The organism is Planomonospora alba, from assembly GCF_039534085.1.
Lineage (GTDB): Bacteria > Actinomycetota > Actinomycetes > Streptosporangiales > Streptosporangiaceae > Planomonospora_B > Planomonospora_B alba.
The window spans coordinates 37,930-53,101 of sequence record NZ_BAAAUT010000018.1 but is presented as its reverse complement, the minus strand read 5'-3'; the positions used below and the strand labels follow the sequence as shown (position 1 = coordinate 53,101).

Annotated in this window: 12 protein-coding genes; 8 read left to right on the top strand and 4 right to left on the bottom strand. The window is 74.2% G+C overall.

The features are described from left to right. The 3 genes from ABD823_RS13130 to ABD823_RS13120 all read right to left on the bottom strand — a co-directional run bounded on the left by ABD823_RS13130 (position 1) and on the right by ABD823_RS13120 (position 4,696). Entirely contained in the window at positions 1–942 is a 942-nt protein-coding gene (locus tag ABD823_RS13130) for a hydroxymethylglutaryl-CoA lyase (RefSeq protein WP_344859226.1), read from the bottom strand. Beyond that, positions 939–3,026 carry an acetyl/propionyl/methylcrotonyl-CoA carboxylase subunit alpha gene (locus ABD823_RS13125; protein WP_344859225.1) on the bottom strand — a complete coding sequence of 696 codons (2,088 nt, stop codon included), beginning with the start codon at positions 3,024–3,026 and terminating at the stop codon, positions 939–941. Before ABD823_RS13125 ends, ABD823_RS13130 begins: the two co-directional genes overlap by 4 nt. 62 nt (positions 3,027–3,088) lie before the next feature. Next, a complete protein-coding gene (locus ABD823_RS13120; protein WP_344859224.1) occupies positions 3,089–4,696 on the bottom strand; it encodes a carboxyl transferase domain-containing protein in 1,608 nt (535 codons plus the stop codon). Positions 4,697–4,798: 102 nt separating this feature from the next. Here ABD823_RS13120 and ABD823_RS13115 point away from each other — a divergent pair, with 102 nt between their 5' ends. The 4 genes from ABD823_RS13115 (at position 4,799) to ABD823_RS13100 (ending at position 9,808) form a co-directional block, all read left to right on the top strand. Beyond that, entirely contained in the window at positions 4,799–5,392 is a 594-nt protein-coding gene (locus ABD823_RS13115) for an SACE_7040 family transcriptional regulator (RefSeq protein ID WP_344859312.1), read from the top strand. A 122-nt stretch (positions 5,393–5,514) separates the two neighbouring features. Further along, a complete protein-coding gene (locus ABD823_RS13110; RefSeq protein ID WP_344859222.1) occupies positions 5,515–6,540 on the top strand; it encodes an ATP-binding cassette domain-containing protein in 1,026 nt (341 codons plus the stop codon). A 15-nt stretch (positions 6,541–6,555) separates the two neighbouring features. Beyond that, positions 6,556–7,422, top strand: coding sequence for an ABC transporter permease (locus tag ABD823_RS13105; protein WP_344859219.1), 867 nt, complete (start codon positions 6,556–6,558; stop codon positions 7,420–7,422). Between the two features lie 169 nt (positions 7,423–7,591). Further along, positions 7,592–9,808, top strand: coding sequence for a thiamine pyrophosphate-dependent enzyme (locus ABD823_RS13100; protein ID WP_344859217.1), 2,217 nt, complete (start codon positions 7,592–7,594; stop codon positions 9,806–9,808). A gap of 66 nt (positions 9,809–9,874) precedes the next feature. Here the strand turns inward: ABD823_RS13100 and ABD823_RS13095 are convergent, their stop codons facing one another. Beyond that, positions 9,875–10,351, bottom strand: a complete 477-nt coding sequence (locus ABD823_RS13095) for a nuclear transport factor 2 family protein (RefSeq protein WP_344859215.1) — start codon at positions 10,349–10,351, stop codon at positions 9,875–9,877. Between the two features lie 167 nt (positions 10,352–10,518). On the opposite strand from ABD823_RS13095, the gene ABD823_RS13090 reads away from it, so the two are divergent. The 4 genes from ABD823_RS13090 (at position 10,519) to ABD823_RS13075 (ending at position 15,153) form a co-directional block, all read left to right on the top strand. After that, entirely contained in the window at positions 10,519–11,232 is a 714-nt protein-coding gene (locus ABD823_RS13090; RefSeq protein ID WP_344859213.1) for a M50 family metallopeptidase, read from the top strand. A 222-nt stretch (positions 11,233–11,454) separates the two neighbouring features. After that, on the top strand, positions 11,455–12,192 hold the full coding sequence (locus ABD823_RS13085; protein ID WP_344859211.1) for a sensor histidine kinase: 738 nt from the start codon (positions 11,455–11,457) through the stop codon (positions 12,190–12,192). A 180-nt stretch (positions 12,193–12,372) separates the two neighbouring features. Continuing rightward, on the top strand, positions 12,373–15,003 hold the full coding sequence (gene lanKC, locus ABD823_RS13080; RefSeq protein WP_344859209.1) for a class III lanthionine synthetase LanKC: 2,631 nt from the start codon (positions 12,373–12,375) through the stop codon (positions 15,001–15,003). A gap of 15 nt (positions 15,004–15,018) precedes the next feature. Next, positions 15,019–15,153: a SapB/AmfS family lanthipeptide gene (locus tag ABD823_RS13075; RefSeq protein ID WP_344859207.1), complete on the top strand. Its 135-nt coding sequence runs from the start codon at positions 15,019–15,021 to the stop codon at positions 15,151–15,153. Positions 15,154–15,172 lie beyond the last annotated feature (19 nt).

The window sequence follows — 15,172 nt, the reverse complement described above, 5'->3', positions numbered from 1 at the left end:
TCACTCCTTGGGCAGGGCCTTGGACAGGGCCTGGACGACCCGGGACGGGCTGGGGCGGCCGAGCCGCGCGGCCAGCCAGGTGCTGGTCTCCACCAGCGCGGTCAGGTCGAGGCCGGTCTCCACGCCGAGGCCGTGCAGCATCCAGACCAGGTCCTCGGTGGCGAGGTTGCCGGTGGCGGACTCGGCGTACGGGCAGCCGCCGATGCCTCCGGTGGAGGCGTCGACCACGGTCACCCCGGCGCGCAGCGCGGCCAGCGTGTTGGCCAGCGCCTGGCCGTAGGTGTCGTGGAAGTGCACGGCCAGCCGCTCGGGGCCGCCGAACGCCTCGATGAGCGCGCCCACGTGGCCGGGGGTGCCGACGCCGATCGTGTCGCCGAGCGAGAGCTCGTGGCAGCCCAGGTCGAGCAGCCTGCGCCCGACCTCGACGACCTGCCCGACCGGGGTGGGTCCCTCCCACGGGTCGCCGAAGCACATCGACACGTACGCCCGCACGCGCAGGCCGTGCTCCAGCGCCCGGCCGACGACCGGCTCGAACATCTCGAACTGGGAGGCCAGCGTCCGGTTGAGGTTCCTGGCCGCGAACGTCTCGGTGGCGCTGGCGAAGACCGCGATCTCGGTGACGCCGTGCTCCATCGCCCGCTCCAGCCCGCGCTCGTTGGGCACCAGCACCGGGTAGCGCACCCCGGGCGCCCGCTCGACGGCGGCGAGCAGCTCGGCGGCGTCGGCGAGCTGCGGCACCCACCTCGGGTGCACGAAGCTGGTGGTCTCGATCACGCTGTGCCCGGCGGCGGCCAGGCGGGCCACGAACTCGGCCTTGACCTCGACCGGCACGACCACCGGCTCGTTCTGCAGCCCGTCGCGCGGGCCGACCTCGTAGACCGTGACCCGCTCCGGCAGGCCCTCCGCCCGGTACGGCGCCGGCCGTACGGCTGTGGTCGTCACGACTCCTCCTCCCGCCGGACGACGGCGAGCAGGGCGTCCATGTCGACCGCCTGCCCGGCGCGGACCGGCAGCTCGGCCACCGTCCCGCCGAGCGGGGCGGTCACGGTGTGCTCCATCTTCATCGCCTCGACGATCACCAGCGGCTGCCCCTCCTCGACCCGCTCCCCCACGGCCGTCTTGACCACGAGCACGGTGCCGGGCATCGGGCTGCGGACCGCGCCGTCGCCCGAGGCCCCGCCGCGGGCGCGGTCGCCGGGGTCGCCCAGGCGGTGGCGGGTGAGCGCCCACGCGCCGCCCTGGCGGCCGAGCCAGACGGTGTCGCCGTCGCGGGCGGCGGCGTAGCGGCGCCGCACGCCGTCCAGGGTGACGAGCACGTCGGAGCCGTCGGTGGCCAGCACGGCCCGCAGGACCCGGTGCGCGCCGTCCGTGCCGTCCCGGTCCGTGCCGCCGTCCGCCCGGGAGCCTGCCCCGGCGGAGCCGTCCGCGCGGGGGCCGTCCGCGGCGGGCAGGCGGACCTCCGCGCCGGAGGCGGGCAGGCCGCGCACCCCGACCTCGCGCACCCCGCCGGGGCCCTCCAGCCGCCAGACGGTCCAGGCGGGCGCGGCGCCGGGCCGCCAGCCGTCGGGCACCTCCCACGGGTCGGCGGCCGGTGCGGCGGGCACCCGCTCGTGCTGGAGCAGCAGGGCCGCGGCGGCCAGCACGTCGTCCGGTGTGCCGGCGGGCGGGACCAGCTCGCCGAGGCGGCGCTCGACCAGGCCGGTGTCGAGGTCTCCGGCGACCACCTCGGGGTGGGTGACGAGCGCCCGCAGGAAGGCGGTGTTCGTCGTCACGCCGAGCACGGTCGTCTCCCCCAGCGCCCGGTCGAGGGCGCGCAGCGCGCCCGCGCGGTCGGGGCCCCAGGCGATGACCTTGGCCAGCATCGGGTCGTAGTCGCTGCCGACGGTCATGCCGGCGGCCATCCCCGAATCCGTGCGGACCGCGCCGGACGGGGAGTCCTGCGGCGCGCCGGAGAAGCCGGGGACGCCGGGCTCGCGCAGGGCGAGGATCCGGCCGCCGGTCGGCAGGAAGCCGCGGGCGGGGTCCTCGGCGTAGACGCGGGCCTCGACGGCGTGGCCGCGCAGCCGCACGTCGTCCTGGGTGAGCGGGAGCGGCTCGCCCGCCGCCACCCGGAGCTGGAGCTCGACCAGGTCCCACCCGGTGACCAGCTCGGTGACCGGGTGCTCGACCTGGAGCCGGGTGTTCATCTCCATGAAGTAGTAGTCGGCCGTCGAGCCCTGGACGATGAACTCGACCGTCCCGGCCCCGACGTAGCCGACGGAGCGGGCGGCCTCGACCGCCGCCGCGCCCATCCGGGCCCGGGTGGCCTCGTCCAGCAGCGGGGAGGGCGCCTCCTCGACGATCTTCTGGTGGCGGCGCTGCAGGCTGCACTCGCGCTCGCCCAGGTGGACGACGTTGCCGTGGGCGTCGGCCAGCACCTGGATCTCGATGTGCCGGGGATTCTCCACGAACCGCTCGATCAGCAGGGTCGCGTCGCCGAACGCGGCGGCCGCCGTACGGCGGGCGGACTCCAGCGCCTCCGGCAGCTCGGCGGCGGAGCGGACCAGCACCATGCCCTTGCCGCCGCCGCCGGCCGACGGCTTGATCAGCGCGGGGAAGCCGATGTCGGCGGTGAGCAGGTCGTCGCGGGGCTCGGCCGCGCCGGGCACGACCGGGACGCCGGCCGCGGCGACGGTCTCCTTGGCGCGGATCTTGTCGCCCATGGCCTCGACGGCCTCGGCGGGCGGCCCGACGAAGACCAGGCCGGCCTCGGCGCAGCGCCGGGCGAAGGCGGTGTTCTCGGCCAGGAAGCCGTAGCCGGGGTGGACGGCCTGGGCGCCGGTGGCCGCGGCCGCCCCGATGATCGCCTCGATGTCGAGGTAGCCGCCGGGCAGGCGGACCGCGGTGTCGGCCGCGCGGGTGTGCGGGGCCCCGGCGTCGGCGTCGGTGTGGACGGCGACGGAGCGGATGCCGAGCCGGCGCAGGGTGCGGATGATCCGCAGGGCGATCTCGCCCCGGTTGGCGATGAGGACGGTGTGGAAGAGCATCAGAGGTGCCCCCGGCGTGGTGAGCGGAGCGGGCGGAGAGCCTGTGGACGGGCCATGGCGGATCACATCCGGAAGACGCCGTAGCCGACGGGGTCGAGCGGCGCGCCCGCCGCGGCGGACAGGGCCAGGCCGAGGACGGTGCGGGTGTCGAGCGGGTCGATGACGCCGTCGTCCCAGAGGCGGGCGGTGGAGTAGTAGGGGTTGCCCTGGGTCTCGTACTGCTCGCGGACGGGCCGCTTGAACTCCTCTTCCTCCTGCGCGCTCCAGGCGTCGCCGAGCTGCTCGCGCCGTACGGTGGCCAGCACGTTGGCGGCCTGCTCGCCGCCCATCACCGAGATGCGCGCGTTGGGCCACATCCACAGGAAGCGGGGCGAGTAGGCCCGGCCGGCCATCGCGTAGTTGCCGGCGCCGAACGAGCCGCCGATGACGACGGTGAACTTCGGCACCCGGGCGCAGGCGACGGCGGTGACCATCTTGGCGCCGTGCTTGGCGATGCCGCCGGCCTCGTAGGCCTTGCCGACCATGAACCCGCTGATGTTCTGCAGGAAGACCAGCGGGACGTTGCGCCGGTCGCACAGCTCGATGAAGTGCGCGCCCTTGAGCGCCGACTCGGCGAACAGGATGCCGTTGTTGGCGACGATCCCCACCGGGTGGCCGTGGACGTGCGCGAAGCCGGTCACGAGCGTGGCGCCGTACTCGGCCTTGAACTCCAGGAACCTGCTGCCGTCGACGACGCGCGCGATGACCTCCCGCACGTCGTACGGCGTGCGGGTGTCGGCGGGGACGATGCCGTACAGGTCGCGGGGGTCGCAGGCGGGCTCCTCGGCGGGCACCCGCTGCCAGGGCGCGTCCGGGCGGGGGGCGAGGGTGGCCACGATGTCGCGGACGATCCGCAGCGCGTGGGCGTCGTCCTCGGCGAGGTGGTCGGTGACGCCGCTGACCCGCGAGTGCAGCTCGCCGCCGCCGAGCTCCTCGGCGGTGACCTCCTCGCCGGTGGCGGCCTTCACCAGCGGCGGGCCGCCCAGGAAGATCGTGCCCTGCCCGCGGACGATCACGGCCTCGTCGCTCATCGCGGGCACGTAGGCGCCGCCGGCGGTGCAGGAGCCGAGGACCGCGGCGATCTGCGGGATGCCCCGCGCCGACATGGTGGCCTGGTTGTAGAAGATCCGGCCGAAGTGGTCGCGGTCGGGGAAGACCTCGTCCTGCTTGGGCAGGAACGCGCCGCCGGAGTCGACGAGGTAGACGCACGGCAGGTTGTTGTGCAGGGCCACCTCCTGGGCCCGCAGGTGCTTCTTGACCGTCATCGGGTAGTAGGTGCCGCCCTTGACGGTCGCGTCGTTGGCGACCACGACGCACTCGCGGCCGGAGATCCGGCCGATGCCGGTGATGATCCCGGCGGCGGGGGCCTCGTCGCCGTACATGCCGAATCCGGCGAGCTGGGACAGCTCCAGGAACCGGGAGCCGGGGTCGAGCAGGGTGTCGACGCGGTCGCGGGGCAGCAGCTTGCCGCGGGCGACGTGCCGGGCCCTGGCCCGCTCGGGGCCGCCGAGCGCGGCGGCGGCGACGCGCTCGCGCAGCTCGGCGACGAGCCGCTCGTTGACCTCGGCGTTCGCCTTGAAGCTCTCACCGCCCGGGTCGCAGGTGCTGCGCAGCACCGGCCAGCCGCTCATGCGGGCCTCCTTCACACCGATCGCCTCCCGGCTCCGTCGCCGGGGGTTAACGGTCGCTAACTCCACCGGTGATGTTAGTCACCGTTAACACCACCGTCTACCATTCCAGGCGTGACGACCGCCCGTACCCCTGCCCGCGAGCGCCGGTCGCGGCGCGCGGAGATCCTGGACGCCGCCGCGGAGCTGTTCGCGGCGCGCGGCTTCCACGGCGTCTCCATCGAGGACATCGGCGGTGCGGTCGGCACCTCCGGCCCGGCGCTGTACCGGCACTTCAGCGGCAAGGAGGCGCTGCTGGCGGAGATGCTGCTGGACATCAGCGAGCGCCTGCACGCCTCGGCCGCCGAGCGCGTCACCGCGGCGCCCGACGCCGGCAGCGCCCTGGACGCCCTGCTGGCCGGGCAGGTCGAGTTCGCCCTCAGCCATCCGGCGCTGATCACCGTGCACGACCGCGAGCTGGGCAACGTCCCCGAGCCCGCCCGCCGCCGGATCCGGCGGCTGCAGCGGCTGTACGTGGAGGAGTGGGTGACCGTGCTCAGCGAGCTGTACCCGGACCGCCCGCCGGCCCGGCTGCGCGCCGCCACCCACGCGGTCTTCGGCCTGCTCAACTCGACCCCGCACAGCGCGGGCGAACTGCCGCCGGAGGCGATGGCCCCGCTGCTGCGCGCCATGGCCCGCGCCGCGCTGGCCGAGGTGTGACGTTAACGACCGCTAACCGCCGGGCGCGGAGCGTGCCCGCGCCGTCCGGAGCCGCCCGCGGGAAACGGCGGGGCACTCCTCGCCGAGCGTTGTCCCGCCGACCATCTAGATATATCGTCAAAATGTTTCGATGGCTGGAACAGGGGAGGCTGATGGACGGGCCCGCGGTGGCCGCCAGGGGCCTGCGCAAGACGTACAAGGGGTCGCGCAGGGCGCACGGGGATGTCGAGGCCGTGCGCGGCATCGACTTCGAGGTCGCGCCCGGCGAGGTGTTCGGCTTCCTCGGGCCGAACGGCGCGGGCAAGAGCACCACGATCAGCATGCTCTGCACGCTCACCACGCCCACCGGCGGCACGGCGACGGTCGCCGGGCACGACGTGGTGCGCGAGCGCGACGAGGTGCGGCGCAACATCGGGCTGGTCTTCCAGGACCCGACCCTGGACGGCTACCTGACCGCCGAGCAGAACCTCAGGTTCCACGCCGAGCTGTACGGCGTGCCGAAGTCCGTCGCGGGCGAGCGGATCCGCCGCGTCATGGAGATGGTCGCCCTGTGGGACCGCAGGGACGCCAAGGTGGAGACCTTCTCCGGCGGCATGAAGCGGCGGCTGGAGATCGCCCGCGGCCTGCTGCACTCCCCCCGGGTGCTCTTCCTCGACGAGCCGACGGTCGGGCTGGACCCGCAGACCCGCGCGGCCATCTGGGGCTACATCGACGAGCTCCGCCGGGCGGAGGACATCACGATCTTCATGACCACCCACTACATGGACGAGGCCGAGTTCACCGACCGGATCGCGATCGTCGACCACGGCGAGCTCGTCGTGGCCGGCACGCCCGAGGCGCTCAAGGCCGGCGTCGGCGAGGACACCGTCCGGCTGCAGACCGCCGACGACGCGGCGGCGCTGGCCGCGCTGCGCGAGCGGTTCGGCCTGGCGGCCGCCCTGCGCGAGGGGCAGGTGACGTTCGCGGTCGCCTCCGGCGAGCGGTTCGTGCCCCGGCTCTTCGCCGAGCTGGGCGTGCCGATCCGCTCGGTGAGCGTCTCGCGGCCCTCCCTCGACGACGTGTTCATGTCCTACACCGGGTCCAGCATCCGCGACGCCGAGGCCGAGGGCTCCGCGCACGCCTGGATGCGGGCCATGGCCCGCCGCTGAGGAAGGGGACCGGACGTGGCCTCCGAGGAGACCGGCGGCGTGGTGGGCGTGCGGGTCCCGCCCCGCTCCCCGGCGCACGAGCTGCGCGCGGTCAAGGTGGTGCTCCACCGGGAGATGCTGCGCTTCGCCGGCGACCGCACCCGCATGGTCTCCACGGTCGTCCAGCCGGTGCTGTGGCTGTTCGTGCTGGGCACCGGGTTCGGCTCGCTGGCGCAGGGCGCGATCCCGGGCGTGGACTACCGCACCTTCATGTTCCCCGGGATGATCGCGATGACGGTCATCATGACCGCGATGTTCTCGGCCGGGTCCATCGTGTGGGACCGCGAGTTCGGCTTCCTGCGCGAGATGCTCGTCGCGCCGGTCGGCCGGGCCGCGATCGTGGTCGGCAAGTGCCTGGGCGGGGCGGTCGTCGCGGTGGCCCAGGGCGTCGTCATCCTGGCCCTCGGCGGGCTGGTCGGCGTGCCGTACGACCCGGTGCTGATGGTGACGCTGCTGGCGGAGATGTTCCTCGCCGCGTTCGCCGTCACCGCGTTCGGCGTGACGCTGGCCGCGCGGATGAGGAACATGCAGACCTTCTTCGCGCTCATGCAGATGGCCGTGATGCCGATGGTCTTCCTGTCCGGCGCGATGTTCCCGCTGGGGAACCTGCCGTCGTGGCTGCACGTGCTGACCACGCTGAACCCGCTGACCTACGCCGTCGACCCGCTCCGGCAGGCGGTCTTCTCCCACCTGGACGTGCCCGCGCGGGCCGAGGCGCTGCTCAACCCGGGCGTGCACTGGTACGGCCGGCAGGTCCCCGTCCCGGTGGAGCTCGGCCTGGTCGCCGCCGCCGGCGCCGTCCTGCTCGCGGTCGCGGTCGCCCGCTTCCGCCGCCACGGCTGAGCCTCCGGGCGCGGCCCTCCTGCCGCACGGCCGCCCGCGCGGGGGCACGGCGGCCCCCGTCCCCGCGCCGCGGTACGGCGGGCGCCGCGGGGACCCCGGCCGGAGATCCGGCGGACCAAAAGCGGCCAGAGCGGCGACGCGGGCGGCTCCGGGGGACATAATCGGGTCTGTGGCGCGCGACACTGTTGAGACTCATTTCTCCGAAGCGGTGACGGCCCTGGCCCCGGGGGTCCCCCGCGATCCCGCGCTGCCGGTGCGCGAGGGCACGGGCCTGACCGGCGCCCGCTGTCGCGAGCTGTTCGACTTCCAGCTCGGCAGCCGGCTGCTGGACGTCGCCGCCCGCGTCCTGCGCGAGCGGGGCGAGGGGTTCTACACCATCGGCTCCGCCGGCCACGAGGGCAACGCCGCGGTCGCCGACGCGCTGCGCCCGACCGACCCCGCGCTGCTCCACTACCGGTCCGGCGCCTTCTACCTGACCCGCTCGGCGATGGCCGGGCGCCTGCCCGAGCAGGGGCTGCGCGACGTGCTGCTCGGCCTGGTCGCCGCCGCGGAGGAGCCGATCGCCGGCGGGCGGCACAAGGTCTTCGGCCACCCCGACCTCGCGGTGATCCCGCAGACCTCGACGATCGCCAGCCACCTGCCCCGCGCGGTGGGCGTGGCCTTCGCGATCGAGCGCGCCCGCCGGCTCGGCGTGCGGAGCGCCTGGCCGGACGACGCGATCGCGGTGTGCAGCTTCGGCGACGCCTCGGCCAACCACGCCAGCGCCCTGGCCGGCCTCAACACCGCCGCCTACGCCTCCTACCAGGGCCTGGGGCTGCCGGTCCTGTTCGTGTGCGAGGACAACGGCCTGGGCATCAGCGTGCGGACGCCGAGCGGCTGGATCGAGGCCGCCCGCCACCGGTCGCTGGAGTACTTCGAGGCCGACGGCTGCGACCTGGCCGACGTGCACGACGTGGCGCGGGCCGCCGCCGAGCACGTCCGGGCGCGCCGCTCGCCGGCCCTGCTGCGCATCGGCACCGTCCGGCTGATGGGCCACGCCGGCTCGGACGTCGAGCTGTCCTACCGGACCAAGCGGGAGATCAACGCCGACCTGGCGCGCGACCCGCTGGTCGGGACCGCCCGGCTGCTCGTCGAGGCGGGGCTGGCCACCCCCGACGAGCTGCTCACCCGCTACGAAACGATGCGCGAGCACGTGCTGCGGATGGCCATGGAGAGCTCCCGGCGGCCGAGGCTGGCCTCCGCCGCGGCCGTCATGGAGCCGCTGGCCCCGCGCACCCCCGGCGCGGTGGCCGCGGCGGCCGCGGCCTGCGCCGAGCCCGCCTCCCGGGAGAAGGCCTTCGGCGGGCGGCTGCCCGAGCGGGAGGGGCCGCTGACCCTCTCGCAGGCGATCAACCGGACCCTCGCCGACGCGCTGGCCGCCTGCCCCGACGTGCTGGTCTTCGGCGAGGACGTGGCCCGCAAGGGCGGCGTCTACGGCGTCACGCGCGGCCTGCAGAAGCGTTTCGGCGCGGGCCGGGTGTTCGACACGCTTTTGGACGAGCAGACCGTGCTCGGGCTGGCGCTGGGCGCGGGCGTGTCCGGCATGCTCCCGGTCCCCGAGGTGCAGTACCTCGCCTACCTGCACAACGCGCTGGACCAGATCCGGGGGGAGGCCGCGACCCTGCCGTTCTTCTCCCGCGGCGCCTTCCGCAACCCGATGGTGCTGCGCCTGCCGTCCTACGCCTACCAGAAGGGCTTCGGCGGCCACTTCCACAACGACAACTCCGTCGCCGCGCTGCGCGACATCCCCGGCCTGGTCATCGCCTCGCCCTCCCGGCCCGACGACGCCGCCGCGATGCTGCGGACCTGCCTGGCCGCGGCCCGCGTCGACGGCAGCGTCTGCGTCTTCCTCGAACCGATCGCCCTCTACACCGCCCGCGACATGTTCGAGGAGGGCGACAACGGCTGGCTCGCGCCGTACGCGCCGCCGTCGCGGTGGGCGGAGACGCACGTGCCGATCGGCCGCGCCCGCAGCTACGGCGACGGCCGCGACCTGACCATCGTGACGTTCGGCAACGGCCTGCGGATGAGCCTGCGCGCCGCGGTCAGGCTCACCGCGGAGGGCTACGGCTGCCGGGTGCTCGACCTGCGCTGGCTGGCCCCGCTCCCGGTCGAGGACCTGCTGCGCGCCGCCGAGCTGACCGGCAAGGTGCTGATCGCCGACGAGACCCGGCGCGGCGGCGGCGTGTCGGAGGGGATCGCCGCCGAGCTCCTGGACGCCGGGTTCACCGGGAGGGTCGCCCGGGTCACCTCGGCCGACAGCTTCGTCCCGCTGGGCGAGGCGGCCGGGCACGTGCTGCTCTCGGAGAACGAGATCGAGGACGCCGCCCGCAAGCTCCTGGGCTGACCCGCCCGCCGGCCCCGCCGGGGGGACGGCCGGGCGGCGGCACCGGCGCGGGCCCGGCGCCTGCCGTCAGGCGGCGGCCATGGTCTGCTCCAGCCTCTGGCGGGCCCGGTCGCGGATCCTCGCCCGGAAGGCCGGGGTCCAGCCGACGACGAGCCCGACCGGCCTGCCCAGGGCCATCTTCGACCACCGCTTGAAGTCGAACTCGTCGTGGTGGCGGACGATGAGCCCGTCCTCGAAGCGGAACAGCGAGTCGACGTGGTTGACGACCCGCCTGCCGGTCGAGGTGAAGGTGTATCCGGCGCTCCAGCGCGCGGTGACGGCGTGCGGCGCCGCGGTCACGTCCGCGAGCGTGACGTCCAGATCGGCTCCCCGGCTCAGCTGCATGCGCCACATGCCCATGATCAGGTCCCTGCCCTCCAGTTCCTGGAAGATCGGGTCGCCGAAGGTCGCTTCGGGGTGGTAGCAGTCCTCCATGGCGGTGAGGTCCCGGCGCGCGAGCGCGTCGTAGAAGGTCCTGATGAGTGCGGCGTCCGTACCGTTCACGGGGCATCTCCCGATCATTGCCGATCTGCACATCAAGTTTAATATCGCCCGATAGTTCGCAGGTCTAGAGCACTAAGGCCCTGTCTCCGCCAGACTCTGTACCGTGGGACGCTTCGCCCGGCGTCCCCCGCGTCCCGGCATCCCCCGCGTCCACGAGGAGAGCGACATTGACCGAGGTCTGGGTGGCCCTGACCACAGCCCAGCCGCAACCGCCCGCGTGGGTGGTGCTGCTGTCCGCCGTGACCGCCCTGGCGGTGGTGACGTGGTCGGCGTCGTGGCAGCTCTCCCGGGGCCTGGTCACCATCGCCCACGAGGGCGGGCACGCGCTGGTGGCGCTGCTGACCCGGCGCAAGCTGCAGGGCATCCGGCTGCACTCCGACACCTCGGGCGTCACGCTCACCCGGGGCAGGCCCACCGGGCCGGGCATGATCCTGACGGCCGCGGCCGGCTACGTCGCCCCGTCCCTGCTGGGGCTGGGCGGCGCGCTGCTGACCTCCTCCGGTTACGTCGCCGTGCTCATCACCGTCGTGATCGCGCTGCTCGTCTGCATGCTGGTGGTGATCCGCAACCTGTTCGGGGCGGTGAGCCTGCTGGCCGTCGGCGGGGCGCTCGCCGCGCTCACCTGGTACGCCCCGCCGGAGGTGGACGCGGTCATCGCCTACCTCGCCGTCTGGTTCCTGCTGTTCGGCGGCATCCGGCCGATCCTGGAGCTGGGCCGCAAGCGCCGCCGCGGCCGGGCCCCCGACTCCGACGCCGACCAGCTCGCCCGGCTGACCTTCCTGCCGGGCGGCTTCTGGGTGCTGTTCTTCCTGCTGGTCTCCGGGGCCGCGCTGCTGGTCGGCGCCTACCTGCTGGTCCCGTTCCCGGCGGGCCTCCTCTGACGGGGCCGGATCCCCGCGGGCCCGCCCGGATCACGCCGCCACCGGGCGCGGCCGCACACCTTTTATATCCAACCAAAACGTATTAATACAGATATCTATGGCAAGCTGACTTTGTCATGTTTCATGCCGTATTGTTGACAGTTAACTAATCCGGATGATTTCATAGCGCCGATCTTCCCCTCCGGCGAGAGTCGGTCGATGCCGCCCCCTACGCACCCCGCAGTGGCGATCGCGCTCCTGCTCTTTCTCACCGCCCTGGGCACCGCCCTCTTTCTCTGGGTGCGGCTCAGGCGGCTCAGGGCGCAGCAGGCGGCCGAGCGGGCCAGGGCCGTCGCCCGGGCACGCGAGGAGTTCTCCCGGGACATGCACGACCTCGTGGGCCACTGGCTCTGGCTCGCGTCGGTCAAGAGCGAGCTGGCCTACCGGCAGGCCGGCGGGGACGCCCGGCTGCGCGGCGAGCTCGCCGAGGCGCTGCGGGCCGTACGGCACGCCGCCCACGCCGTACGGCACGCCTCCAGGCCCGACCGCGGCCTCTCGCTCCGGGGCGAGGTCGTCCGGGCCGAGGCCCTGCTGTGGAGCCTGGGAGCCCACTGCCTGATCCAGGTGGACGCCGCCGGTCTGCCCCCCGACGTGGACGCGGCCCTGGCCACGGTGGTCCGCGAGGGCGTCACCAACATGCTGCGGCACAGCGCGGCGGCCAAGTGCGTGATCGAGCTGCACCGGGCCGGCGGCCGGCTGCGGCTGACCGTCGCCAACGACGGCCTGAGCGGTTCCGCGCGCTTCCCCGCCGGCGGGCCCCGCACCGCCCTCCCGCCCGCGCCCGTGCCGGACCCGCCGGGCATCGGCCTGGCCAACCTCCAGGAGCGGATGGCCGGGATCGGAGGCACCGTGGAGGCGACGACCGGCCCGGACGGCTGGTTCCGGCTCGTCGCCGAGGCGCCGCTCGCCCCTTCCGGGTGACCTCCGCTCCGGCCGCCTCCCCCCCTTGCGAACGATCTCGGTTCCGCCGCTCCGTCCCAGGTGAATCACATCTTCACCGATTGACCGGTGAATTATGCACATATGAGCGGTGGAACTTGTAACTGGAAAACACCCTGATGGTCCGCGATTCTCTCTTTGGAAGCCAGCAAGGAGATCGCCGTGAATGACCACTATGAGCTTTACTGCCTCGCGGATCCGTTGTTCTACGACGTTCTCGACGGCCGCCGCGGCGGCCGCCCCGACTTCCCCCTCGCCTCCCGGCGGGTCCCGGACGGCTGGACGCACCAGGCGACCGACGTGTGGATGCACTACGCGCCCGCCGAGGGGCGGATGCCGTCGCAGGGCTGGAAGATCCACGTCTCGGCCCGGCCGGAGGACGCCGAGCGCGCCCTGGAGACCGTGTGGGAGTACTGCGTGCCGCGGGGCATCGCGTTCAAGTTCCTGCGCAGCCCGTCGGTCATGACGATGATGAACTCCAAGGCCGCTCCCCGCGGGTCGAGCGGCAAGCTCATCACGGTCTACCCCCCGGACGAGGACCTGCTGGAGCTCACCCTCAAGGAGCTCGACGTCCTGCTCCGCGGGGTCGAGGGCCCCTACATCCTCAGCGACCTGCGCTACGGCGAGGGCCCGCTCTTCGTCCGGTACGGCGGCTTCCTGGCGCGCACCTGCCTCGACGACGGCGGCGAGACGGTGCCGGCCGTCGAGGACGACCGGGGGAGGCTGGTCCCCGACGTCCGCGGCCCCGCCTTCGGCGTGCCCTCCTGGGTGACGCTGCCCGCCTTCCTGGAGCCCCACCTGGCCGCCCGCAACGCGGTCACCGTCGACGGCCTGCCGTACGCCATCGAGAGCGTCATGCACTTCTCCAACGGCGGCGGGGTCTACCTGGGGCGGGACACGCGCACCGGCCGGCAGGTGGTGCTGAAGGAGGCCCGGCCGTACGCCGGGCTCGACGCCGCCCGGCGGGACGCGGTCGAGCGGCTGACGCACGAGCGGGAGATGCTGGAACGCCTGGCCGGGCTCGACGCGGTGCCCGAGCTGATCGACCACTTCACGCTGGGCGGGCACCACTTCCTGGTCCAGGAGTTCGTCGACGGCAGCCCCCTGCAGCGGATGCTCGTGCAGAGATACCCGCTGAGCCGGGCGGGCCGGGACCGGCGGGCCCTGGAGGAGTACACCGCCTGGGCGGTCTCCGACGTCCTGCCCAAGGTCCGGCGGGCCGTCGCGTCCCTGCACGAGCGGGGCGTGGTCTTCGGCGACCTGCACCCGAGCAACATCCTCGTCACCCCCGCGGGCCGGGTCGTCCTGATCGACTACGAGGTGGCGACCCTCGCCGGGAGCGGCGAGCGCGCCGCCCTCGCCCATCCCGCGTTCACCGCACCGCCCGACCGGCGGGGCACCGAGGTGGACGCCTACGCCCTGGCCTGCCTCTGCCTCGGGCTCTTCGCGCCCCAGCTGACGATCATGCTGCCGCTCGACCGGTCCAAGGCGGTCCACCTGGCCTCGCTCATCACCGAGGCCTTCCCGGTCCCGCCGGAGCCGATCGACGAGGCGGTGCGCACCGTCCTCGGCCCGGAGCCGCCGGCGGCGCCGGAGATCCCCCGGCCCGACCGGGACGGCTGGCCCCGGCTGCGGGAGGCGATGACCCGGGCGATCCTGGCCAGCGCGACCCCCGACCGGGACGACCGCCTCTTCCCCGGGGACCCTGCGCAGTTCCAGACGGGCGGCGGCCTCGGCTTCGCCTACGGCGCGGCGGGGGTGCTCTACGCGCTGGACGCCACCGGAGCCGGGCGCTTCCCCGGGCACGAGGAGTGGCTGCGCCGCCGGGCCTCCGCCGCCGGGCGGCGGATGCGTCCGGGCTTCTACGACGGGCTGCACGGCGTCGCCCACGTCCTGGACCGGTTCGGCCACCGCAGGGACGCGCTGGACCTCGTGGAGATGTCCCTGCGCGGCACCTGGGACGACCTGGAGCTGGGCCTGTTCGGCGGGCTGGCCGGGATCGGCCTGAACCTGCTCCACCTGGCCCGCACCACCGGCGAGTCCTCCCTCGCGGAGACGGCGCTGCGGATCGCCGGCACCTGCTCCGACCGGCTCGGCGGCCCCGACGACGTGCCGGAGACCAGCGGCGGGGGCAACCCCCGCGCGGGCCTGATGTACGGCTCGTCCGGCCCCGCCCTGCTCTTCCTGCACGCCTACGAGCGGACCGGTGAGGAGGCGCTGCTGGACCGGGCGGCCGTGGCGCTCCGGCAGGACCTGCGCCGCTGCAGGACGACCGAGGACGGCACGCTCCAGGTCGACCAGGGCTGGCGGACGCTGCCCTACCTCGACGAGGGCTCCGCGGGCATCGGCCTGGTCCTGGCCCGCTATCTGGCCCACCGTGACGACGAGGCCTTCGCGGCGGCGCTCGACGCCTGCCGGCGCGCCGCCCGGGCGGGCTTCTTCGTGCAGCCGGGCCTGTTCGCCGGCCGGAGCGGCATGATCGCGGCCCTCTACGGAGGGATGGGGCCCGCCCCCGAGGACCCCGGCACCGGACCGGGCGGACCGGTGCACGGCCTGGCCTGGCACGCGCTGCCGTACGCCGGCGGGCTGGCCTTCCCCGGCGACCAGCTCTTCAGACTCTCGATGGACTTCGCGACCGGCACGGCCGGAGTCCTGTTCGCGATGGGCACCGCGCTGCACGAGCGCCCGGTGTCCCTCCCCTTTGCCCAGCCGCCCGGCGGGGCAGGCGCCACCGCCACGGCATCGCCTGCCGGTGAAACCGCCGAGCGGCTTCTCACCCCTACGAGTCACTGAAGGAGGTGCAACGACATGGTACTTCTCGACCTCCAGTCCCTGGAAGCCCCCGGCGGGGGCGGCCACGGCGGCGGTGGCGGCAGCACGCTGACCGTCCTGAGCTGCGGCTCCGCCGCGCCGAGCAACCTGAGCCTCGCACTCTGCCACTAGCGGTCCCCCCCTTCGACGG